Genomic DNA, 20,052 nt, shown 5'->3' on the forward strand with positions numbered 1-20,052 from the left:
CGCAATGAGCTTCTGGCCGAACTTCGCTGCTGGCCTCGATGGTAGCGCGCCCGGCATCGGCGGCGATGCCGGGGATACCAGGCTGCAGTCGAACCTCGCTCTGCTGTACGAGAACCGGGTCGACTACGACGGCGTGACGTTCTCGGGCGGGTCCTGGCAGACCGGGTCGCTCGGACTGGCGAATCTGCGCACGCCGTACCTCGCCGAGGTGGCGCGGTCGATGAGCGTCGCGGCGGCCGACACGCAATTTATCTGCGCTTTGCCGCAGCCCTACTCCATCGGCGGCATCGCGCTCGGTCCGACCAATCTCACGCCGAACGCGGTTGTCCGCTTCCGCTCGTACCTCGATGCCGGTCTGACGCAGTTGATCGACGACAGCGGGCTGATGGCTCTGCCGTCGAACCGCGTCGACAGCCTGACGCTTCCTTGGGAGTCCCCTGGCTTCTGGGAAGGCATCGGCCAGGAGTTCGACGACACCGGCAAGGGGCCGACCGTCATCTACGTGGCGCCGGTCCGCTTCGTCGCGGCGTACATCAAGGTGGAGATCTTCGATACGGCGAACCCGGCCGGCTTCATAGACATCGGCCGCATGTTCGCCAGCCGCACGTGGCGCCCGACGCGCAATTACGAAGAGAACGGCAACTCGCTCGACTTCGAGGCGATCACGGACGTGGAGGAGGGCCGGGGCGGCACCTCCTTCTTCAATCCTCGCGCCATCCGGCGGACGTTCAAGTTCGGCTTCTCCTACCTGCCGGACAGCGAATTCCGAGAGATCTTCCAGATCGTGGTGCGCTCCGGAATCCACAATCAGGTGCTGGTCGTGCCCAACCCGGCGGATCCCAGCACCTACCTGCGCGAGGCATTCATCGGGACGCTGAGCCAGCCGCCGAGCCTTCGGCGCATGGCTATGCCCAATGTCGCCACTGACTTTGTCGTGAAGGAATCGCTGTAATGGCTTTCACCGAGGCTCAACAAGCGGCCCTCAATCGCCTCCTGAACTTCTATGAGGGGCTGAAGGCCTATAACGCTGCCACGAACCCCGGCGGACTGCGCCAGGGCGGTCACCTCATCAACTTCGTCCCGGCGCTGCAAGACCTCGCCACGGTGGTGAATGCCGTCGCGCCGATGGTCGACGCTGCCCAGGCTGCCTCAGCGGCCTCGCCAAAGGCGCTTCGGGCCGACAATGCGCAGAGCTTCGTGACGGCGGAGATCGTCACCCTCCTCACGAACATCGGGCTGCTGGCCAACAACCTCCCGCTGACCGACGCCCAGAAAACCAAGATCCTCTCCAATCTTGGCGCCGCAGCTATCCTCGCCGCCGCTGTCCAGAAGACCGGCGACACGATGACGGGCAAGCTGACGATGAGCAGCGCCCCGATAGAGGTCTCAGGCACGAACCCGTATATCGATCTGACCTACGGCGGTGTTCTTCGCGCCCGAGTGCAGGTCGACGGATCTGGAAACATCATTTTCAGGAACGGCGATAACAACGACAACTTTTTCTATGTGGCGCCTAGCGGGGCATTCTGGACCAAGCAGCTTGGCGACCTCAACAGCCGCATCGAGAGCCGCGGTTCTGCCTGGGCAGACAATGCGGTGAACCGCTGCGTCACCAGTACCCGACTGTCGTACGTTGCCGACGAGAATGTCGCCGCGCAGTTCGGCGGCGGCATGCGCGAGGTCTACGGTGCCTCTATGGTGACTGGTCGGACGACTAACTTGGCGAATGACCAGCAGGACATCATCGTCACAGTGCTTCGCTACCGGCAGCTCCAGCAATACATTCCAAATCAGGGCTGGGTCGCCAGCTACTTCGCTTAGTTCGCGGCTGTTGGAGAAGGTAATATGGCCCCCCAGATCATCGACCTTGGACTCTGGAACCCATACGTCCCGGACAAGCTCCCGCCGTGGACCTCTGCGGCCGCGCCGGGCCAGCAATTCATCTTTGTCCGCCGAGATAGCGACGGGGTGGATTGGTATGACTTCAGGGCAAAGAAGGGCTCATTCAAGGACAAGTTCCTGCTGGCCACTACGAGCAAGGAGACCAATACCGGGCACGAAATCGTTCAAGGTGTCCATCGGGATCGGAACACCATCGCAGTGCCCATTGGCATGCGAGTGATCCAGATCGAAGACGTGAGCCCCGCCGACCCTACTCCGTGGAAGACATACGAGCAGCGGATTTATGACCCGGCCGCTCGGACGATCGGAGACCTTTGGGCACCGCCAGTCATGTCCGTGAGGGACTATCAGTTCGCCGGACAGGCCGCGGCTGAGGGCATCATCAGCGACGAAGACGCGCTGAACTGGATCACCGTCGGTACGACGCCTCAGAAGCTCATCGACACGGTGAAGGAGAAGGTGACCGATCCGGAGCGCCAGAAGCGCGTGCTCCTGTTCATGGCCGGCACGACGGTGTTCCCGCGCTTCCACGAACTGACCCCGATCCTGGCCGCTTCGTTCGGCAAGGCCACGCCCGAGAAGGTCGACGCCTTCTTCCTCGCCGCCAGCCAGCGCTGAGCCGGGCGAGCCCACACACCCCCGACAATCGAGGCCTTCCATGACGCGCACCATCGCGGCGCTGGCGCTTGCCTGCGTGCTTGTCTGGCCGGCCTCGGCGGGCGCCCACAACCGGCCCCGTCACGGGACGTTCTGCGCGCCCGTGATCGCCAAGGGCGTCGGCCTCGTCCGGATCTGCGGCATCCCGCACCGCGTGCTCGGCCGACCACCATTCCCGATTCCCGGAGACCATCATGGCTGAGGCCAACCTGAAACCGTGGTTCAAGGTCGAGCTGACCTTCGAGGGCGGCCGAGTCGACGACAAGGCGGATCCGGGCGGGCGCACCGCCTACGGTGTGACCCAGCGCGTCTACAACGGCTGGCGCAAGGCCCGGAGGTTGCCGGTCCGCGACGTGTGGCTGATCGAGACCGCCGAGATCGTCGACATCTACAAGACCGGCTACTGGGACAAGGTCTGGGGCGATCGACTGCCCGAAGGCCTCGACATCGTGGTGGCCGACGGTGCGATCAACAGCGGCGTCTCGCAATCGGTGAAGTGGCTGCAGCGCGCGCTAGGCGTCCGGATCGACGGCGTCATGGGCGATGCGACCCTGACCGCGGCGAACCTCGTGAACGACGTGGATACGCTGATCGCCAAGGTGATCGCCGCGCGCGAGTCCTTCCTGCGGGCGCTGAAGACCTTCAAGCGCTTCGGCAAGGGCTGGCTCCGCCGGACGCAGCAGCTCAAGGATCTCGGCCAGCACTACGCCCGCGGCTTGGTCGGCCCGGCGCCGGCTGTGGCCTTCTTCAGCGGCATGAACGCGAAGGCGCTGCTGGAGAGCGCCAAGCCGAGTCCGCCGAAGCTCGATGCGGTGTGGAGCGCCAGCACCAGCACCGGCATCCTGGCGCAGATCACACAGACCCTGGAGCCGCTCCAGAACATCGAGCGGATCGCCCATCTGCTGACCGCAATCACGGTGATCGGCGTGCTGCTCGGCATCGCTGGCGGCCTCTACTCGTGGTGGGCCCGGCAGCGCTCCGCGAAGCTCGCCCAGGCGCTCGATCTCCGACCGAGTCTCCCGAGCAACGACAACGACGAAGCGCCGCCCGAGGGGCTGCATGACGCGATGGAGGCTGCCTGATGCTCCGCCTGCTCGGAACGCTCTCACCTACGGCGCTGATGGTAGTCGGCGCCGTCGTCGCCGGCCTGCCGCTCGCCAGCGGCGGCTACTTCATCGGCAAGTTCGTCGCTAGGCACGACGGCAACGCGGCCGGCCGGGCCGCCATCGTCGAGACCGTGAACAAGCGGAACGCCGAGGCCGCCCAGGTCGCCCGCGGCGCTCAGAACGACATCGAAGCCTGCTTCAACGCGGGCGGGGAATGGCTGCAGGAGGTGGGCAAATGCGCAAAGTGATCATGGTGGCGCTGCTCGGTGCAGCGCTCGGCGGGTGCGTCACCAGCAACGAGCCGGCGACGATCCAAGGCGCGTGTGATGCGTTTGAATCGCCGAAGGTCGCGGTGCGTGGTGTCGACCGAGAGGATCGGCGCTGGATCGCCGGGCAGATCGAGACTGGCGTGCGCGTGTGCGGCTGGAGCCGGCCGAAGGCACGGGAGATTGCCAGACAGATCGGGTCGTAAGATGAGGCTGCCGCTGTCACAGACGAAGCCGCTGATCCAGCCTCATCCCGCCGGCCCCTACAGCACCTATCGCCTCTTCGAGTGGTGCATGGCGGTGATGATGCTGCTCATCGCGATCACCCTGGTGCTGCCCGGGGACACGATGGAACGGGCTGCACTCAAGCCGATCGCCGAGATGGGCTTCAGCGAGGAGAACATGGCCCTGTTCTTCGGAGCGGTCGGCGTGCTCCGGTCGCTGGCGCTCTACCTGAACGGCCACATCAACAACTACGTCGTGGGTCCGAAGGGCGCCTACATCCGTGCGCTCGGTGCCGGTGCGGGCTGCTTCATCATGGGCCAGTTCTGCGGTGCCCTGATCTTCGACGCCTTCAAGGCTGATGCCCCCAGCTTCGTGATCCCGGTGTTCGGTACGCTGGCGATGTTCGAGGCGCTCTCCGTCTACATCGCGGTCCTGGACGGAGTGACCCGCAAGAGCCGCATCGGGAAGGCTTTGGACCAGTTGGAGAGGGTGGTTGGCTGATGGATGTGCTGATGGCCCTGTTCAAGGGGATCCTCGAGAACCAACCACTCTTCCAAGTCTTCGTGGGCGGCAGCACGTTCCTGCTGATCGCCTGGATGGTTACGCGGGGAAGGAACGACAAGGAGGCTCTACCACCGCCGGCACCGGGCACGATCTCCGATCCACCCATGATCCCGTTCGCGCAGGGGCCGGCAATGTTGCTCGACATCCTGCGAGAGCAGCGGGACATGGACCGCCGCCGCACCGAGGACTCGACGCACATCCGCGAGTGCGTGCGCATTATCCGGGAGGAGGTGAAGAGGCACACTGAGATCCTGGACGAGATCCGAGACGATCAGCGGCTCGAGCACCGCCTCAACTCGGAGCGCGAGCGGCGGCACACGTGACATGCGCGCCTGTCGAGCAGGATCTCAGCAGCGTCTACGCCCTGATCGCGCTCATGATCGGCCTGATCATCGGCAACCTGACCGCCTCGCGAGATCCGCCGGACTGAGCCCGGCCGCCAGCCCCGAACCTACCAGCCCGCCCGGTCCAACCCCGGGGCGGTCTTCGTCATATGCCACTGCTTCCGCCGGAAAGGCATTCCGGCCCTCGGAAGCTCGCAGGTGCTGCCCGAAAATCGACCGTCTACGCACTGTGCCGCGTGGATTTACCGCCGAGTACTCCATTCGGGCGTATACCGGGCCGCCATTACAGCTACGGTCGTACCGACGAGGATTGAAGCCCCTCGTCAGCGATGAAGGACTCAGCCCGCCCGGCTCATGCCGCGGCGGGCTCTTTCATTCTGGAGCGCTATGGTGAGTGGTGGGCCGGATCCCGTTGCTACGTGGTTCGGCCCGGTGCCGTTCGGCCAAGATCAGGTCGGAGCGACGCTGGATCGTCTGTGGCATGCCACATCAACGCAAGAACGGAGTCCTACGCCAAACGGCTAAGGTCCACCCGTAAAAGCCGCGGCGGGCTTTTTGCCGCGCGTCCGAAGGCGCGGTTGTGGCGCAGTGATCGGGGGTGTCTCGTGTGCCTCGGACTTCGATCCTGATTTGCGACAGCCTCAGCCCGCCCGGCCCAGCGCCGCGGCGGGATTTTTTTATTCTACAAAGGTACAATAGCCGCCGAAGGGCGCAGGTAACTATGTCTCCGTTCGCCGCGTCCAAGCGGCTCATTCAATGAGACTAAAAACTAGCCCGCCCGGTCCTCCGCGGCGGGTTTTTCGTGTGCTGCGTCGGCCTCGCCAACGTGCTCAATGATGTGGTGCTGCGCGCGGTAAGGAGAGGGAAGACGCAACAGGATGTTGGCCGCTTAAATCAAATGCGCGAATTCCCGTTAAAATGCATTAACCATCGTGCAGCACTGTCGTGAACATTCTTGCGCCGCTGAGCATGTCTAGCAATGGAAGCTCAGTGAATGGTTCTGCGTAATGAGCACATATTCCATATTTGTCCGAAATCTCACGAACGGCGATGGATCTAGACCGCAGCTGCTGGCATACGACATTCGCGATGGACGAGAAGCGCAGTCTCTCGTTTCTGGCATCGCGAGGTCGTATCCAGATCACGGGCGAAGGCCCGGTACTGGCGTGCATTGGTTCAGATACGAAGGTAGTCTGCACGAGATCTACGCATGGCCTCATGCGTGATGGCCGAGCGTTAAGGTCTTCACATCCTCGAAGAGCGGCCAGTCCGCCGTAAACTCAGGCCCGCCCGACCCGGATGAGGCGTAATCGGAGGAGCGCCGTCGGATGGGTCTAACGGCATCCGGGGTCCGGGCCGGGCGGGTGACCGCTCGGTTGAGCGATGCGGTCGGCGACGTATTTGGAACGGCGGCTCCCGCCGCCAACGGCTTCTCGTCCGCTACCGTACCGCGCATGCCGCCTCCGACGTAACGTGGATGAGCAAGTGACTTGCCGCTGGCCCTACAGGAGCGCTACGCCGGAGCTGTCGTGCGTGAAGGCAAACCTCAGCCCGCCCGGCTCGCCGGAGCGGGCTTTTTCATGCGCGGTGCTCCGGGTGTCGGAGTGACGGCAGGCCGCAAACCAAGGTATCGTCGCATACGTTGGAGAGCAGACTCACTGAAGTGCCACCGGCAGCACCACCGGCTGGAACGGATTTGTGAGGGGCTTACCCGGTGGAGCACTCTCACTTTGCGGTAGTATGCGGATGAGCAACCTCGACGCGCTGCCAGGCCACGATCCCACGACACCCGTTTATCGGTTGCTGTTTATTGGCGCTTCCAACGAGGTCCTCAGGGTTGAACGGCTGAATGCAAGTAGCGATGACGTTGCCTTAGCCGTTGCGCAGCAGTTGGCTGAAGCCCATCCGGTGGAGCTCTGGGATGGCATACGTTTTATCGAGCGGTTTGACCCGAGTTTGGCAGCCCCACTCTGACGCTCGGAAGGGCCCGCTCAGCAGCTGTCGCGGTGGGCTTAAGGAGCGAGGCTATAGGCTTCGCCTACACGATCGTTGCCTGTACCCGGCGCCTCATTGGCTTCTTCGCGTTCCTGGGACACGTCATCCCCGTAGCCAATGACGTGCGCGGTCGCCACGCTGGCCTCGATCGCTGCGGCTTGCGCGTCGAACTCTGCAGCCATGGCGTTCAGCGACGCCTGCGTTGGGTCGTTTCTCGACAGGATCGAGCGGGCCAAACGGCGGCACTGCTCGGCTTTCTCGCGGAAGTATGCTGCGTTGTGTCCCATCCTTATGCCGATAGTCCGCGAGCGAACTGCCCACCATTAGACCTATGACTACCTGGCTCGTTCATCGCGGTGAGATCGGCCGCTCCCCCGCGTGTATACGGTGAGACGCTTCAATCAGGGTCTTCGTGTTGGAGCCTAGCTTTGTGGGAACGGCCGAAAGCCGTAGGCATGGGCGATTTACGGGGCAAACCATCATCTCCAATTCCCCTGGTCCGGGCTGATCCTCTCTATCAGCCTCGTTCGAAGCCAGCCGATCAAATCGCCATTCTGAGCGACTCTGAGTACTCATCGTGGTAGGTCAGAACGCGCTCAAAAATGCCGAGCCATTAAGATTTGTTGGCTATGACCTATGGGGATCAGTGGGGGATACCGCGGGGGCGGAGCTGATCCGGTGGTCGGTTTATGTACCCGTTTCATCCGAACGAGGCGAAACGCCTGGCGGCGCTGCACGATCTGATGGTGTTAGGCTCGCCCCCAGAGCCGCAGTACGACACGCTTTGCCGAACCGCCCAGGCGCTCTTTAGTGTACCCATCGCGCTCGTGTCGCTCGTCAGCGAGACAGAGCAACTCTTTAAGGGCAGGTGTGGGCTGAATGTGAGCGGGACCTCACGGGAGATCTCGTTCTGCACGCACGCGATCCTCTCAGACAAGGTGTTGGTAGTCGAGGATGCCACTCAGGATGAGCGGTTTTCCGCCAATCCCTTAGTCACAGGCGAGCCGCACATCCGCTTCTACGCAGGTGCACCGCTCATCCTCAGCCCCGGCATCCATCTTGGCTCCCTCTGCGTAATCGACCGCGTGCCGCGCCCCTTTCCGGCTGAGAAGCAGCAACAGCTTCGCGATCTCGCGCAAGCTGTCGTCGCTCAACTTCGCCTGAGCAAGGCCGAGCAGACGGCTCGCGCTGGGGAAGCTCGCCTTAGAGCAAGTGAGGCCAACTACCGCCTCTTGGCCGACAACAGCACCGACATGATCGTCCGCTGTGCTGCCGATGGCGTTCGCCTCTATGTCTCGCCGGCTGCCAAGCGCCTCCTCGGCTACGAACCGGACGAGCTTGTCGGCACCACCTCTCTTGACTTCGTCCATCCAGACGATGCGGCTGACTTCGCTCAGGTGCTGAACAAAGTGGGCCAGGGCTGCGCAGACTACGCCGTGAGCCAGCAGCGCTACCGGCACAAGAACGGCACCTGGGTATGGGTCGAAGCAACCTTCAGCGTCACATGTGATCCAGTAGGCGCGGCTTCCGGCTTCGTTGCGGTGGTGCGGGACATCTCTGAGCGGAAGAAGGTTGAGCACGCAATGGCGCATATGGCGCGCCATGATCCACTTACCGGCTTGCCCAACCGGCTCCACTTTCGCGAATGTCTTGAGCAGGAGATCGCGCTAAGTAAGCGCAACGGCAGCGGCTTCGCCCTGTTTTGCCTGGACCTCGACCGTTTCAAGCTCGTCAACGACACGCTCGGGCACCAAGCCGGTGACACCTTGCTGAAGGTCGTGGCGCAGCGGATCAGGGCTGTTGTGCGCACCGAGGACACGGTTGCGCGGCTCGGGGGCGACGAGTTCGTGATCATTCAGACCGGCCGCGTTGGACCTGCGGACGCAACACGATTGGCCGAGCGGCTGATCCAGGCGATGTCCTCGCCCGTCGATCTCGATGGCTACCCAGCCGGAATAGGCCTCAGCGTTGGCATCGCGCTCTGCCCAGCCGACGCAGCCGATGCCGACAAGCTGATCGGTCACGCGGATCGGGCGCTCTACCGCGCCAAAGCCGCTGGACGGAATACCTTCCGCTTCCACAAAGCGGCCGAAGCCACCTCAGACAGGAATGGTGCTGAGCAGGCCGGTGCCCTCCAAAACCGCGGCATCGATCCCATCGCGTCTCACCCCAAGCTCTTTGACGAAGTACTGTCCGGCTTGCTCGAAGGCAGCACAGACTGCGTGAAGCTCCTCGATGAGCAAGGCCGGCTGCTGTTCATGAGTTCGGGCGGTCAGCGGCTAATGGACATCGAGAACGCTGCCTCTGTTCTGGGGCAGTGCTGGCTCAACTTCTGGCAAGGCGAGCACCACGACGTGGCGCAGCAGGCGTTTGAGGCAGCTAAGACAGGTGAGCCCGCCCGCTTCCGAGGCTTCTGTCCAACAGCCAAGGGGCAGCCACGGTGGTGGGATGTGAGCCTGAGCCCCATGCGGGGGCTGAGCGGCTCGCCGCAGCGCATCCTGTCCGTGTCCCGCGATGTGACTGAACAAGTTGAACTTGAGGTGAGGCTCAGGACGACAGCCCAGCGCTATAAGGCGCTGATCGAGGCGAGCGCGACCATGGTCTGGCGGGCAGAGCCAGACGGCTCCGTCATCGAGATCAGCGGATGGGAGGACTACTCCGGGCAGCCGGAGAGCGCCTACAAGGGCTTCGGCTGGCTGACCGCTGTCCATCCCGGCGACCGTCCGCGTGTGATCTCCACATGGCGCGACATCATCGCCTCACAATCGGCCGGCTCGTGCGAGTTCCGAGTTCTGCATCGGGACGCGGTGTTCCGCTGGACCCTGGCCAGGGTCGCGCCCCTGAAAGGCGCGGCCGGTGAATTACAGGAGTGGGTCGGCACCACAGCCGACATTCACGAGACCAAGCAAGCTCACGAGGCGATCCGCATTCAGGAAGAGCGCTATCGTTTGGCCGTACTGGCCAGCGAGGATGGGATCTGGGATTGGGACTTGACCACGGGCGAGGTCGAGTGGGCTCCTGCCACGTCCGGGGTGCTCCAGCACAGGGATGACGAGGAGCAGCCCTCCCTGGCACGTTGGACAGCCCGATTACATCCTGATGACCGTAAGCGGGTCACCACGTCGATCCGCGGCGTCATCGACAGCGGCGAGACTCGCTGGTCCGAGGAGTACCGCTACGAGCGTGATGACGGCACCTACGCCGAGGTGACCGACTGCGGGTTCGTACTGCGCGACGGGCAAGGCCGTCCGTTGCGCATGGTCGGAGCCGTACGCGACGTGACCGAGCAACGGCAGTTCACATCCGCACTGCGCGCCAGCGAGGAGCGCCTGCGGCTTGCCCTCCACGTCGGACGGATGGTTGCTTGGGAACACAACTTGAGCACCGGTTACAGCACCCGGTCCGAGAACGCGCCGGAACTTCTGGGGCTTGCCACGGAAGCACGTTCCGAGTTCTTCACCCGTGTCCATCCGGAGGACCGGGCGGAGATGGCGAAGTTCCTCCAATCGGCTGGGACCCGGGAGGAACGCGAGTTCCGGTACTTTCCACCGGCCGGTCCGATGATGTGGCTCCGTTCCTCGGTGGAGCGGGCCGATGCGGATCGGATCGTCGGCATCACGTTCGACATCACCGAGCGTAAGCTTGCAGAAGAACAGGCGTGGCGGGCCGCCAATCACGACACGCTGACGGGTCTGCCCAATCGCCGGCTGTTTGATCAGCGGCTGGAACAAGCCATTGCCGCTGCGGAGCAGAGTGGGACGAGTGCGAGCCTGCTGCTCGTTGACTTCGACCACCTGCGGGACGTGAACGACACGCTCGGGCATGACGTGGGCGACGCATTGCTGGTGGAGGCTGCTCAGCGGCTTAGCGAGGGCCTGCGCGCGATGGACACGGTCGCGCGTCTGGGCGGCGACGAGTTCGCTCTGCTGCTCGTGGAGCCGCTGCGCCTGGAGCACGCCCTCAGACACGCACAGAGGCTCGTTGAGAGGCTGGGCCAGCCGTTCAGCCATCGCGGTCACACTCTGACCTGCAAGGCCAGCATCGGTGTTGCAGCCTACCCTGACCACCACCGCGAGCCACGCGAACTGATGAAGGACGCGGACATCGCGCTCCACAGCGCCAAGATACAGGGCCGAAACCGTGCCGTCGTGTTCGCGCCGGAGATGCGCGCTGAGACGGAGCGGCGTGTGAGCATCGCAGCCGAGATCAGGGCTGCGCTCGATGCGGGGCAGATCGTGCCCTACTATCAGCCCAAGGTGTGCTTCACGACCGGAGCGGTCGTCGGCTTCGAGGCGCTGGCACGCTGGCAGCATCCTGAGAAGGGCCTGCTCACGCCCGGCTACTTCAGCTCAGCCTTTGATGACCCAGAGCTTGCGACAGCCATCGGTGACAGAATGCTCCGGCAAGTCGCAGCCGATCTGCGCAACTGGTGTGTGCGCGGCGTCAAGCCGGGCCGTGTGGCCGTGAACTTCGCCTCGGCCGAATTTCGTAAGCCGGATCTCGCTGGCAACATCCTGACGGTGCTGAGCGAGTACGGCGTTCAGGCGAAGCAATTCGAATTGGAGGTGACCGAGACCGTCTTCTTCGGCCACGGCATGGAGAACGTCGCCGCCACCCTCCAGCAGTTGCACGATGCAGGCGTTCTGATCACGCTCGATGACTTCGGCACCGGGTTCGCCTCGCTGACGCACTTGAAGCAGTTCCCGGTCGGCCACCTGAAGGTGGAACAGAGCTTCGTGCGCAACATGGAGCAGGACCGGAATGATGCGGCTATCGTCGCGGCGGTAGTCGGCCTCGGCCGCAGCATGGGTGTGCAGGTCACGGCCGAGGGCGTCGAAACTGCCGGGCAGGCACAACGGCTCAGCGCGATGGGCTGCGACTACGCTCAGGGCTACCGCTACGCTAAACCGATGCCCGGCTCGCGCGTGCCATGGCTCCTGCATAACTGGGCCGCTGCTGCGGAAGTAGACGAGAGCGACATACTGCGGCTCGCCTGACGGAATTCTTCCCGTCCAAGCTCAGAATTGGCGCAGGAAGAGGAGATCTATACCTGACCTGATCGCGAGGTTCGCACGATAGACGACACTCAGCCCGCCGGCACCGCCGCACGGGGCTTTTCTGTGTCCGGCGCCCCAGTATCGGCCGGGGCGCCTTTCGTCATTTCAGAGGCCGGCCGGATTAGAACACCACCAACAACGTTTAATGGTCGAGGCCCAAAGTCTCAGCCACCTCAGCCCCGCCGGCACCGCCGTGCGGGGCTTTTTCGTGGCTGCCACTACCCGCCCGTGTTGCGCTATGTCGCCACCCAGACGCGCTGGAGCGGACCTACCGTTACGGTGCGTCGAGGTAAGCGGCAGTACGCGGCGCGCGATCGGAGATCACGGTGGCACACGAGCAGAACGAAATGCAGAAGCAGATTGCCGAGCTGTCCAAGCTCATTCGGGAGCATTTGGACGGCCTTGAGAACGGACCGGGGACCAAGACGCTGCGCCTCGCCACTAATGAGGAGCCTCTGTTGGTGGCGCTCTCCCAGATGGTTCTGCTCCTTGCGGAAAAGCACGGCAGCTAGCGACGCAGGGATCCCAGTTTCAGGCCCGCCCGGTTCGCCGGCGCGGGCTTTTTCGTGGGCGCAGATCAGCGCCATAAGGATGCTGCTGCGTGAGGTTCGGCTACGACTCAGGACTGCCGGGTGGAGGCGGCGCTGGTTGCTGCGATGGTACATTGAAAAACATACCAATTTCTGCGTCGCTTGCCTTGCGAATATTAATGATCCCGAGTTTTGTGATATAATCACCGCAAGTCATCCGGACCTTAATGGATCCTTGCTCCATAATTTGGAGGGGCGAAAATATTACGGGCGCTCGTATTATATTTACTCTTTCGGCCTCTGCCTGATCTTGCTGGACAACCTGCTCCGGGATCGCCGGGCGTGGGATGTTGACCTGAAAGGCCGGGTTGGCATAATCGGCTGGGAAAAAAATATTTAGCTGAAGCTCTTCTTTAAGTCGTCCTGCTATTTCGTAATACGACACGTATAGACAGAATTTTGGTATCATTAAAGGAAAGTCTGCATTTACAATAAAATCAGATTGATAAATGCCTATTATGCTCAATTTGTTGCCGAGCTCGTGCCGGATATCGTCACAAAATAGGGTTTGGCCCCAGGCGATTCGTTCTGCGCACATTATAGAAACGCCTGCTCGATTTTATATTGACCATGGCTCGAAGAACTATCATTTGTGATAGTCTGCAGCTCGCGGCTGATGTTTCCCGTCGGGGCTTCTTCGGGGATGAGAAGGATCTGAGGCTTGCGCTTCATTGCCCAGGCAAGCTCAGCAACGCGGCCCAACGTTATATCTTTATGGCCGCGCAATTCACGGTGGATTACCGATCTATTGACGCCAATGGATCGAGCAATGTCTGATTGTGTCAGTCCGTTTGCAGCTTCTTCCTGAGCCAAAGCGGTCAGCAGAGCGCGACGAACCTTCTCGATGAAACGTCCGGCAGTACGCTTGCTAGGGGTAAGCGTAATTCGAAACGACATCTCTCGGGTCCTCTCCAACCACAAACTTCGGATTATCCAGCGGTAGAACCTTCCGCTGTCTGACTACCTGCCCTGCGTAACCTGCATATAAATTATAAGTTTTAACTTTCGTCGCGGTATCGATACACGATAGAATAAAAATGTCCCTAAACGGAAACCATCCAAATAATCTCAGATCGGCAGTTTTGAGTTCCCAAACTCCCTCGCCGAGATGGTTAAGAGGCTTGAATCTTCTATTAAATATTAGAGATTCTCCTGAGCAATATACCTCCAAGAGAGCGTCTAGTTGCTGTATTGGATCCTGCTCTACTTCCCATACCGATGTCCAAGAAGGCAGGTCATCCGAAAGCCGTGGGATCACCGTTGGAAGAGCGTACACAAGGCGATGTTCCTGCTCGTTCGGCTCTAGCTGGGGGTCAATTTTGACAAGCTCGTCGCGCCCTACCAGAGATGAGATTGTTGCCATAAAAGTCAACACGGGGTGCCAGCGAGGCGCCTGAAAAAGGCGCGTTGGTGTTACCAGCGACACACATGAACCGCCAGTCGGGAGCGGCTTGGCAGGCGACGCACTGACCGAGCTGTTCGGGGTCCATCCATCGTGCGGCACCCTGCGCCTGGGTTCCTGCGGCGGGCTGATGCTCGGCACCGGTGCAGTCCAGGCGGTCCATGCCGATCGCGTCACGTTCGCGCAGACCGCCGGCTACCGCTTCCTCAAGGGTCAGATGCCGGGCGTCCCGATCTGGGAGTTTGCCAGGAAGGGCTAGGAGCGAATCAAGCCAGTAGCTTGTGCACATCCTCCGAATGGGGGATGCGGCTGAGTTTATGGCGACGCTACGAATAGTGTCCTAGATCCCTTTCGGGAGCCTTATCTAATGTCTCCGGCTAAGCGCGACAGCTGCCGCCTGTTCCGGGGTGGGACCAGGCCTGAGAAATTTCCGGCATCCCGTCGCGGGCGAGAGCACTGGACCGTGCGCTGGATCGGCGCCGCTAAGCGCCGGGCCAAGAAATTGGTCGCCGTCGCTGGAAGCGCGCCCACGAGCGCGCAAATCATCCGGCTGAGCTGTGCCGACACCTTCAGCCGACCGGTTCGATCGGGAGCTGCCGGCACGGTCGCGCAGGTGCTGCCATTTCAGGCCCGCGCTTTGTGAGGCGAGCGGCAAGCCGCTCCGCAACGCGCCGCCGATTAGCCGTCTGTACCGGTCCTGCGCTGAACGCTCCGCGCCCCGGGTACGCCGAGGCCGATGGATTTGGCCAGAGCGGAGCGCTTCTCGGCGTAGCTCGGCGCCACCATCGGGTAATCGGCCGGCAGGCCGTAGCGCTCGCGGTAGGAGTGCGGATCGAGGCCGTGAGCAGTCAGATGACGCTTCAACGTCTTGTATGTCTTGCCGTCGATGAAACTCACAATGCCGTCGTCACGGAGCGACCTTCGGATCTCAGCTGGTGTGGGCTTCTCGACCCTAGCTTCTGGAGTCCTGTTGCTGGCAGCGCCCGAACCTAAACCGACAATTACGTCGTGCACCTTCCCAATCAGCGCTGGTAGTTCGGGGACCGGTATAGGGTTGTTGGAGACGTAGGCGGCGACGATCTCAGCCGCCAGTTCCATCGAGTTCCGCACACTGCAGTTTGCAACTTCGGTCACGTCGCCAATCCCTGCGAAGACGAATCATCGGCGGGATGTACAGTGAAGTGTTAACCCCGGTCAACGCCTTGGTTTGTGCGTTGGGCGCAGCGGCTGGTCATTGTCATGCGGTCTGAGTGCTACTGATACTCTGTCTGATGTTCCAAATTCCGGAACAGACCAACGTAGGGTTGGGCTCACCAATCTGGAAATGCGCTGAGAGTGGTTAAGCTAGGACAGCGTCAGCCCGGTCCGCGCGCTCCAGGTCTTCGCCCGGACCCAGGCTGCGGCCAGCGCCTCAATCGCCTCGTCCCGGGTCGCTGCCATACCGTTGAGCGGGCGCACGCCCTCAGCCTCGTGCCCGCGCTGGCACCCGGTGCAGCTCCAAGTCCAGGTCCCGTTCTGCGGACCGCCGTCGATGCGCTTGATCCGGCCGACGTGCCGCCCGGCATCCTCAGCCACGAAATCGTGGTGCGTGTCGGGGAAGGTGCGGCGCCAGGTGAAGGTCACGGCCTTAAGCCTATGGCGATCAGCATCCGGCGCCGTGCCTCGGCCATACGATCGAAATCGTCGGCGTCCGGCATGTCGGCGATCACGCGTTCCACGATCTGACGGGTCGCGGCTTCGTTCAGGCCGAGCCCCTGCGCGTATCCGTGCAGGCGCTGCATCAAGCATGCGAGCACGATCTCGTATTTCGGGTGTGGCTCCTCGCTCATCCCTTCGCCGGGTGCGCCAGCAGGATCGCAGATCTGACCGCCAATCGCTTGCTGCCGGCCTTGGCAGTCGGCTCCTTGATAATTGCCGAAGCATGCCGGTCTGCCATCACGGCTTTCGTGAGGTCGATCGTCCAGCCGGAGGCTAGCTCGAATGGGCCGACCTTGGGGTTGGCGAGCACCGCGCTGATCGCGGCCTCGATCTCCTGATCGGTGATCTCGGCGGCCTTGCGAAGCTCGGAGACGGTGGGGTTGGTGGCCATGGCAGCGGCCTATTGCAGCGTCCCCGGCGAGTCCATGAGGCCGAGGCGCACGGCCAGCGCGAGCAGCTCTCCGCTCGTCAGCGACTGCCCGTCTACCAGCCAGAGCATGAAGTCGTCGCCCCATGGCTCAACGGTGTGGCCGCGCAGCTTCAGCGCCTCAACGGCTTCAAGAACCGGATCATGGCCTTCGCTCATAAGGTGACGCTACCGTAGCCGGGCGCGTCGGGAAAGCGTTGGGACTTTCGTTGGGACTCCCGGTCCCGACGAGTGCCATTCGTTTCCCTTGCGTTCCGGGATGGCCGCTTGGTCGTGGTTGCGCCGGATCGGGCAAAACGTTAGAGCCAGAGGCCCCTAGTGGGGTGTCGGGGTGTGGCGCAGTCTGGTAGCGCACCTGGTTTGGGACCAGGGGGTCGTAGGTTCGAATCCTATCGCCCCGACCATTCGTTCAGGAGCTTGTCGACTCAGATGCCGAGCGCCCGCATCTTCCGTCCGTCACGGGATGCCACGCAGTCGGGCCTCGCCCGGACCAAGCAGTGGATCCTGGAGTTCGACCGGACCAGTCCGCGCGAGATCGATCCGCTGATGGGCTGGAACAGCTCCTCCGACATGATGCAGCAGGTGCGGCTGGAATTCGACACGGAGGAGGAGGCGGTGGCCTACGCGAAGCGCGAGGGAATCGCCTACCGGGTCGAGCAGCCGGCGAAGCCCGCCCTGCGGAAGGGCCTGTCTTACTCGGACAATTTCAAATTCAACCGGACTGCGCCCTGGACCCACTGATTGGTCAGCCGTTCCGCCGCGCGCGCCATGCCGCGTAGGGCGATTCCCCCGCGGGACGGATCTGGCTGAGCTTCATCGGTTGCGCGTCGAGGGGCTGGCACAACTCGGCATAGATCGTCGCGCTGCCGGCCCCGTGCCGCTCGGCCTCCTCGGCCGAGAAGGCGAAGTAGCCCTCCTTGAACCCGGCGAGCCGCATCGCCGCGTGGCACATGGGGCAGGGGCGCCCGCTCGCGTACATCACGCAGTCGGAGAGGTCGCGGCGACTGAGGATGCGGCTCGCCTCGCGCAGGGCCACCATCTCGGCATGGGCGCTCGGGTCGTTGGTCGCGTGCACGGTATTGGCTGCACGGACCAGAACGGCGCCGTCGCGCACGATCACCGCTCCGTAGGGTGCTCCGCCGGCCTCGACATTCGCCGCCGCGAGGGCGACCGCCTCGCCAAGGTAGATTTCGTGCGTGGACATGGATCCGATCCCCTCCGCCGGCGCTCCAACGCGGCGCGCAGGCGAGGGTTCAAAACGCGTAGCGCACCGTGCAGTAGGGCAGGGACTCGGCGAGCAGGGCCTTGAACCGGGCGAGCCACGTTCCTTTCCAGCCGGCGCGGTAGCGCAGGTTGGTGCCTCCGCCCTCCGAGACCTTCGCCTCCTGGATGTCCGGACGCCAGAGAAGGTCCTCGGCTCGGGGATGCCAGCCGAGATTGACCTCATGCAGATCCGCATTGTGGGTCAGCATGATGATCTCGCATTTGAGCTGTGCCTTGGCGGCGGCCGACAGCGTGCCGTCAATCTCGGCGAAGAGCGCGCGCCAGTCGTTCTCCCAGCCTTCGTAGAGGATGACGGGTGAGAAATTGGCGTGGACCTCGTAGCCGGCGGCCACGAAGTCGTTGATCGCGGCGATCCGCTCCGGGATTGGCGCAGTGCGCACATCGACGATTTTGGCGATCCGCGCGGGCATGAGCGAGAAGCGGATCCGCGTCTTCCCCTGTGGGTCGTAGGCGAGGAGGTCGCGGTTCACGGCCTTGGTGGCGAAGGAGGCCTTCGCGTTCGGCACGGTGCGGAACGTCTCGATCAGGGTGCGCACGCCGCCGCTCACGGCCGCATCCACCGAGAGATCGCCGTTCTCACCGATATCGTAGACCCAGTAATCCGGATCGATCAGGTCGGGCTCCGGCAGGCGCCCCTGGCGTGCGGCGTGCCGGCTGATCGCCGCGCAGGCCTGCTCGACATTCACGAACAGCGAGATCGGGTTCGCGAAGCCCTTGCGGCGCGGCACGTAGCAGTAGGCACAGGCCATGGCGCAGCCGTTGGACGTCGAAGGTGCGATGAAATGGGCGCTGCGTCCGTTGGGACGCAGGGCAAGGCCCTTCTTTACGCCGAGGACCAGAGTCGAGCGCTTGATCCGCACCCAATCGTCCACGGAGCCCGCATTTCCATGCAGGTCCGGGATGTTCCAATGCGAGGGCACGGTGATGCGCCGGGCATCGGGAAACCGCGCGAGGATCTCTCGCCCGAGGGGGAAATCACCTGCGGCAGGCTCGTGGTAGATCGTCCGGATATCGACGAGATCGCGGGTGAGGGCCATGGCAGATCCGCGGCCCGGCGGCGGGCCAGGAGCCGATATGGTGTTGAACGGTGCGCCGGGAATGGCTTGCGACCGGTCGCCTCGGCCGATCAGGACGTGGACAGACATCGGATAGACTCCGTCCGTCGTGCCTGCTTCAACGATGTCTTACGAATCTCTGCCGATCATCATCCGCCTCTGAGTGGACGTGCGATGATCGTTGGAGACCTGGAGAGATCCGTTCCGGAGACATCGGGCCTCGCCTGTTCCGACGATCGACCGGGTCCGAGATGGGACGCATCGGTCCGGCGGGACCAACTGGAAGCCGTGCGCGGCACCGTGCTCGCCGCGATACCCATCAACATGCTGCTCGGGCTCGCGAGCGTGCTGGTCGCGATCCACGGCGGGGAGGGGTGGACCGGAGCCGTGTGGTACGCGGCCTCGACTGGCATCAATCTCCTGCGCATCGGCCTCTGCCATGCACCTTGTCCCAGGCTGGCGCTCACGGCCGATATGCCGCCGGGCATGGCGGTCGCGGCCTCGCTCTCGGTCGACCGCCACCTGCGCGCCTGCACGATAGCAACGTTCCTGTCGGGCCTCGTCTGGGCCTGCCAGCCGCTTCTGTGCGCGGGCTACACCTCCCCCCAGACGCTGTTCTATCTCGTCGTTACGTGCGGCATCACCGTGGGGGCGGTAACGCACGGCTTCGCCTATGCCCGCATCCCCGTCAGCTTCAACCTGCCTCCGCTTCTGTCGGTGACCATCTGCCTGATCAGCCCGGGCGGCCTCGACCGCGTCAGCCTTGCGGCCTGCGTGCTGCTCCATCTCATGACCCTGACCCGCACGGCGTTTCACAGCGAGGCCGGCTGCCTGGAAGGCGTGCCGCATCAAGAACGAGACTACCGCGCTGGTCCGCTCGCAGGCGCAGGCGCAGGCGCATGCCAGCGCCACCGACCTCGTGGACGAGATGCGGTGGCGTGCCACGCATGACGACCTCACCGGGCTGATGAACCGAGCCGGCTTCATTCAGCAGGCGGAGCATCGTCTCCTCACCGGCACGCCCTGCCTGCTGCTCCTCGACCTCGATGGTTTCAAGTTCATCGGAAATCCTTGAACCCTTGGCCTTCAGGCCGGGGAGAACGCGCGTCTGCGCGCTGCGAATGGACGTACTCAGCCACGACCGACAAAGGGGCAGCGCCGCTCGAGGCGACGAAGTACGAAGGAGTCCAGAGCACGCCCTGGTGGTAGCGGCCGGTGATCTCGCGGCGCCTGTCGCGCAGCTTGCGGCTCGACAGGCCCTTGAGGCTGTTGACGAGCTTCGACAGGCTGATCTTGGGCGGAGAGGTGACGAGCAGGTGGACGTGATCGTCCTCGCCCGAGCACTCGATAAGCTGCGCCTCGAAGTCGCGGCACACCTTGGCGAAGATCGCCGTCAGATCGTGGATCGCCAGCGCCGAGAGCACGTCGCGGCGGAATTTGGTGACGAAGACCAAGTGGGCATGTAGCGCTGATCCATGTT

General features: G+C 63.2%; 26 protein-coding genes, 1 tRNA gene and 1 pseudogene. 17 read left to right on the top strand and 11 right to left on the bottom strand.

Annotation, left to right across the window (positions count from 1 at the left end; translation table 11 throughout):
* Positions 1-4: 4 nt before the first annotated feature.
* The 10 genes from ACYCO6_RS00730 (at position 5) to ACYCO6_RS00775 (ending at position 7,038) form a co-directional block, all read left to right on the top strand.
* The gene (locus tag ACYCO6_RS00730; RefSeq protein WP_459768448.1) at positions 5-952 is read left to right on the top strand and encodes a hypothetical protein; all 948 of its coding nucleotides are present in this window, start codon (positions 5-7) and stop codon (positions 950-952) included.
* Positions 952-1,821: a hypothetical protein gene (locus tag ACYCO6_RS00735; protein ID WP_459768449.1), complete on the top strand. Its 870-nt coding sequence runs from the start codon at positions 952-954 to the stop codon at positions 1,819-1,821. The genes ACYCO6_RS00730 and ACYCO6_RS00735 overlap by 1 nt, the downstream gene beginning before the upstream one ends.
* A 24-nt stretch (positions 1,822-1,845) precedes the next feature.
* On the top strand, positions 1,846-2,520 hold the full coding sequence (locus ACYCO6_RS00740; protein ID WP_459768450.1) for a hypothetical protein: 675 nt from the start codon (positions 1,846-1,848) through the stop codon (positions 2,518-2,520).
* Positions 2,521-2,560: 40 nt separating this feature from the next.
* Positions 2,561-2,761: a hypothetical protein gene (locus ACYCO6_RS00745; protein WP_459768451.1), complete on the top strand. Its 201-nt coding sequence runs from the start codon at positions 2,561-2,563 to the stop codon at positions 2,759-2,761.
* Positions 2,754-3,641: a glycoside hydrolase family 108 protein gene (locus ACYCO6_RS00750; RefSeq protein WP_459768452.1), complete on the top strand. Its 888-nt coding sequence runs from the start codon at positions 2,754-2,756 to the stop codon at positions 3,639-3,641. The genes ACYCO6_RS00745 and ACYCO6_RS00750 overlap by 8 nt, the downstream gene beginning before the upstream one ends.
* Positions 3,641-3,913 (top strand): hypothetical protein, encoded by a 273-nt coding sequence (locus ACYCO6_RS00755; protein WP_459768453.1) that lies wholly within the window; start codon positions 3,641-3,643, stop codon positions 3,911-3,913. The genes ACYCO6_RS00750 and ACYCO6_RS00755 overlap by 1 nt, the downstream gene beginning before the upstream one ends.
* A complete protein-coding gene (locus ACYCO6_RS00760) occupies positions 3,901-4,137 on the top strand; it encodes a hypothetical protein (protein ID WP_459768454.1) in 237 nt (78 codons plus the stop codon). The genes ACYCO6_RS00755 and ACYCO6_RS00760 overlap by 13 nt, the downstream gene beginning before the upstream one ends.
* A 1-nt stretch (position 4,138) precedes the next feature.
* Positions 4,139-4,657, top strand: a complete 519-nt coding sequence (locus ACYCO6_RS00765; RefSeq protein WP_459768455.1) for a hypothetical protein — start codon at positions 4,139-4,141, stop codon at positions 4,655-4,657.
* A gap of 11 nt (positions 4,658-4,668) precedes the next feature.
* Positions 4,669-5,043: a hypothetical protein gene (locus tag ACYCO6_RS00770; protein WP_459768456.1), complete on the top strand. Its 375-nt coding sequence runs from the start codon at positions 4,669-4,671 to the stop codon at positions 5,041-5,043.
* Positions 5,044-6,810: 1,767 nt separating this feature from the next.
* Positions 6,811-7,038 (top strand): hypothetical protein, encoded by a 228-nt coding sequence (locus tag ACYCO6_RS00775; RefSeq protein WP_459768457.1) that lies wholly within the window; start codon positions 6,811-6,813, stop codon positions 7,036-7,038.
* A gap of 38 nt (positions 7,039-7,076) precedes the next feature.
* Here the strand turns inward: ACYCO6_RS00775 and ACYCO6_RS00780 are convergent, their stop codons facing one another.
* On the bottom strand, positions 7,077-7,346 hold the full coding sequence (locus ACYCO6_RS00780; RefSeq protein WP_459768458.1) for a hypothetical protein: 270 nt from the start codon (positions 7,344-7,346) through the stop codon (positions 7,077-7,079).
* Positions 7,347-7,748: 402 nt separating this feature from the next.
* Here ACYCO6_RS00780 and ACYCO6_RS00785 point away from each other — a divergent pair, with 402 nt between their 5' ends.
* Complete coding sequence (locus tag ACYCO6_RS00785) at positions 7,749-12,056, top strand: diguanylate cyclase domain-containing protein (RefSeq protein WP_459768459.1); 4,308 nt, start codon at positions 7,749-7,751, stop codon at positions 12,054-12,056.
* Positions 12,057-12,442: 386 nt separating this feature from the next.
* Positions 12,443-12,628 (top strand): hypothetical protein, encoded by a 186-nt coding sequence (locus ACYCO6_RS00790; RefSeq protein ID WP_459768460.1) that lies wholly within the window; start codon positions 12,443-12,445, stop codon positions 12,626-12,628.
* A 100-nt stretch (positions 12,629-12,728) separates the two neighbouring features.
* Here ACYCO6_RS00790 and ACYCO6_RS00795 read toward each other — a convergent pair whose 3' ends face one another.
* Together ACYCO6_RS00795 and ACYCO6_RS00800 are read right to left on the bottom strand one after the other, a co-directional pair.
* Complete coding sequence (locus ACYCO6_RS00795; protein ID WP_459768461.1) at positions 12,729-13,244, bottom strand: hypothetical protein; 516 nt, start codon at positions 13,242-13,244, stop codon at positions 12,729-12,731.
* Positions 13,244-13,603: a helix-turn-helix domain-containing protein gene (locus tag ACYCO6_RS00800; RefSeq protein WP_459768462.1), complete on the bottom strand. Its 360-nt coding sequence runs from the start codon at positions 13,601-13,603 to the stop codon at positions 13,244-13,246. Before ACYCO6_RS00800 ends, ACYCO6_RS00795 begins: the two co-directional genes overlap by 1 nt.
* A gap of 554 nt (positions 13,604-14,157) precedes the next feature.
* Here ACYCO6_RS00800 and ACYCO6_RS00805 point away from each other — a divergent pair.
* Positions 14,158-14,367: a hypothetical protein gene (locus tag ACYCO6_RS00805; protein ID WP_459768463.1), complete on the top strand. Its 210-nt coding sequence runs from the start codon at positions 14,158-14,160 to the stop codon at positions 14,365-14,367.
* Positions 14,368-14,786: 419 nt separating this feature from the next.
* Here the strand turns inward: ACYCO6_RS00805 and ACYCO6_RS00810 are convergent, their stop codons facing one another.
* The 5 genes from ACYCO6_RS00810 to ACYCO6_RS00830 all read right to left on the bottom strand — a co-directional run bounded on the left by ACYCO6_RS00810 (position 14,787) and on the right by ACYCO6_RS00830 (position 16,392).
* Entirely contained in the window at positions 14,787-15,242 is a 456-nt protein-coding gene (locus ACYCO6_RS00810; RefSeq protein ID WP_459768464.1) for a Ros/MucR family transcriptional regulator, read from the bottom strand.
* Between the two features lie 210 nt (positions 15,243-15,452).
* Positions 15,453-15,731, bottom strand: coding sequence for a hypothetical protein (locus tag ACYCO6_RS00815; RefSeq protein ID WP_459768465.1), 279 nt, complete (start codon positions 15,729-15,731; stop codon positions 15,453-15,455).
* Positions 15,728-15,937 (bottom strand): hypothetical protein, encoded by a 210-nt coding sequence (locus ACYCO6_RS00820; protein ID WP_459768466.1) that lies wholly within the window; start codon positions 15,935-15,937, stop codon positions 15,728-15,730. The genes ACYCO6_RS00815 and ACYCO6_RS00820 overlap by 4 nt, the downstream gene beginning before the upstream one ends.
* Positions 15,934-16,197, bottom strand: coding sequence for a hypothetical protein (locus tag ACYCO6_RS00825; protein ID WP_459768467.1), 264 nt, complete (start codon positions 16,195-16,197; stop codon positions 15,934-15,936). The genes ACYCO6_RS00820 and ACYCO6_RS00825 overlap by 4 nt, the downstream gene beginning before the upstream one ends.
* 9 nt (positions 16,198-16,206) lie before the next feature.
* Complete coding sequence (locus ACYCO6_RS00830; protein ID WP_459768468.1) at positions 16,207-16,392, bottom strand: hypothetical protein; 186 nt, start codon at positions 16,390-16,392, stop codon at positions 16,207-16,209.
* Positions 16,393-16,560: 168 nt separating this feature from the next.
* Between ACYCO6_RS00830 and ACYCO6_RS00835 the strand changes: the two genes are divergently transcribed.
* Together ACYCO6_RS00835 and ACYCO6_RS00840 are read left to right on the top strand one after the other, a co-directional pair.
* Positions 16,561-16,637 (top strand) — tRNA-Pro (locus tag ACYCO6_RS00835).
* A 25-nt stretch (positions 16,638-16,662) separates the two neighbouring features.
* A complete protein-coding gene (locus ACYCO6_RS00840; protein ID WP_459768469.1) occupies positions 16,663-16,974 on the top strand; it encodes an ETC complex I subunit in 312 nt (103 codons plus the stop codon).
* Positions 16,975-16,978: 4 nt separating this feature from the next.
* Here the strand turns inward: ACYCO6_RS00840 and ACYCO6_RS00845 are convergent, their stop codons facing one another.
* Together ACYCO6_RS00845 and ACYCO6_RS00850 are read right to left on the bottom strand one after the other, a co-directional pair.
* Complete coding sequence (locus ACYCO6_RS00845; RefSeq protein WP_459768470.1) at positions 16,979-17,437, bottom strand: nucleoside deaminase; 459 nt, start codon at positions 17,435-17,437, stop codon at positions 16,979-16,981.
* 49 nt (positions 17,438-17,486) lie between these two features.
* Entirely contained in the window at positions 17,487-18,554 is a 1,068-nt protein-coding gene (locus ACYCO6_RS00850) for a spore photoproduct lyase family protein (RefSeq protein ID WP_459768471.1), read from the bottom strand.
* A gap of 306 nt (positions 18,555-18,860) precedes the next feature.
* Here ACYCO6_RS00850 and ACYCO6_RS00855 point away from each other — a divergent pair, with 306 nt between their 5' ends.
* Both ACYCO6_RS00855 and ACYCO6_RS00860 read left to right on the top strand, forming a co-directional pair.
* Positions 18,861-19,523: a hypothetical protein gene (locus ACYCO6_RS00855; RefSeq protein ID WP_459768472.1), complete on the top strand. Its 663-nt coding sequence runs from the start codon at positions 18,861-18,863 to the stop codon at positions 19,521-19,523.
* On the top strand, positions 19,501-19,647 hold the full coding sequence (locus ACYCO6_RS00860) for a diguanylate cyclase domain-containing protein (protein ID WP_459768473.1): 147 nt from the start codon (positions 19,501-19,503) through the stop codon (positions 19,645-19,647). The genes ACYCO6_RS00855 and ACYCO6_RS00860 overlap by 23 nt, the downstream gene beginning before the upstream one ends.
* On the opposite strand, the pseudogene tnpA reads toward ACYCO6_RS00860, so the two are convergent.
* Positions 19,631-20,038: pseudogene (tnpA, locus tag ACYCO6_RS00865) on the bottom strand (IS200/IS605 family transposase); the annotation flags it as partial. The gene ACYCO6_RS00860 and the pseudogene tnpA overlap by 17 nt on opposite strands.
* Positions 20,039-20,052: the final 14 nt, after the last annotated feature.

It is taken from the genome of Methylobacterium sp. CM6257 (assembly GCF_054611515.1).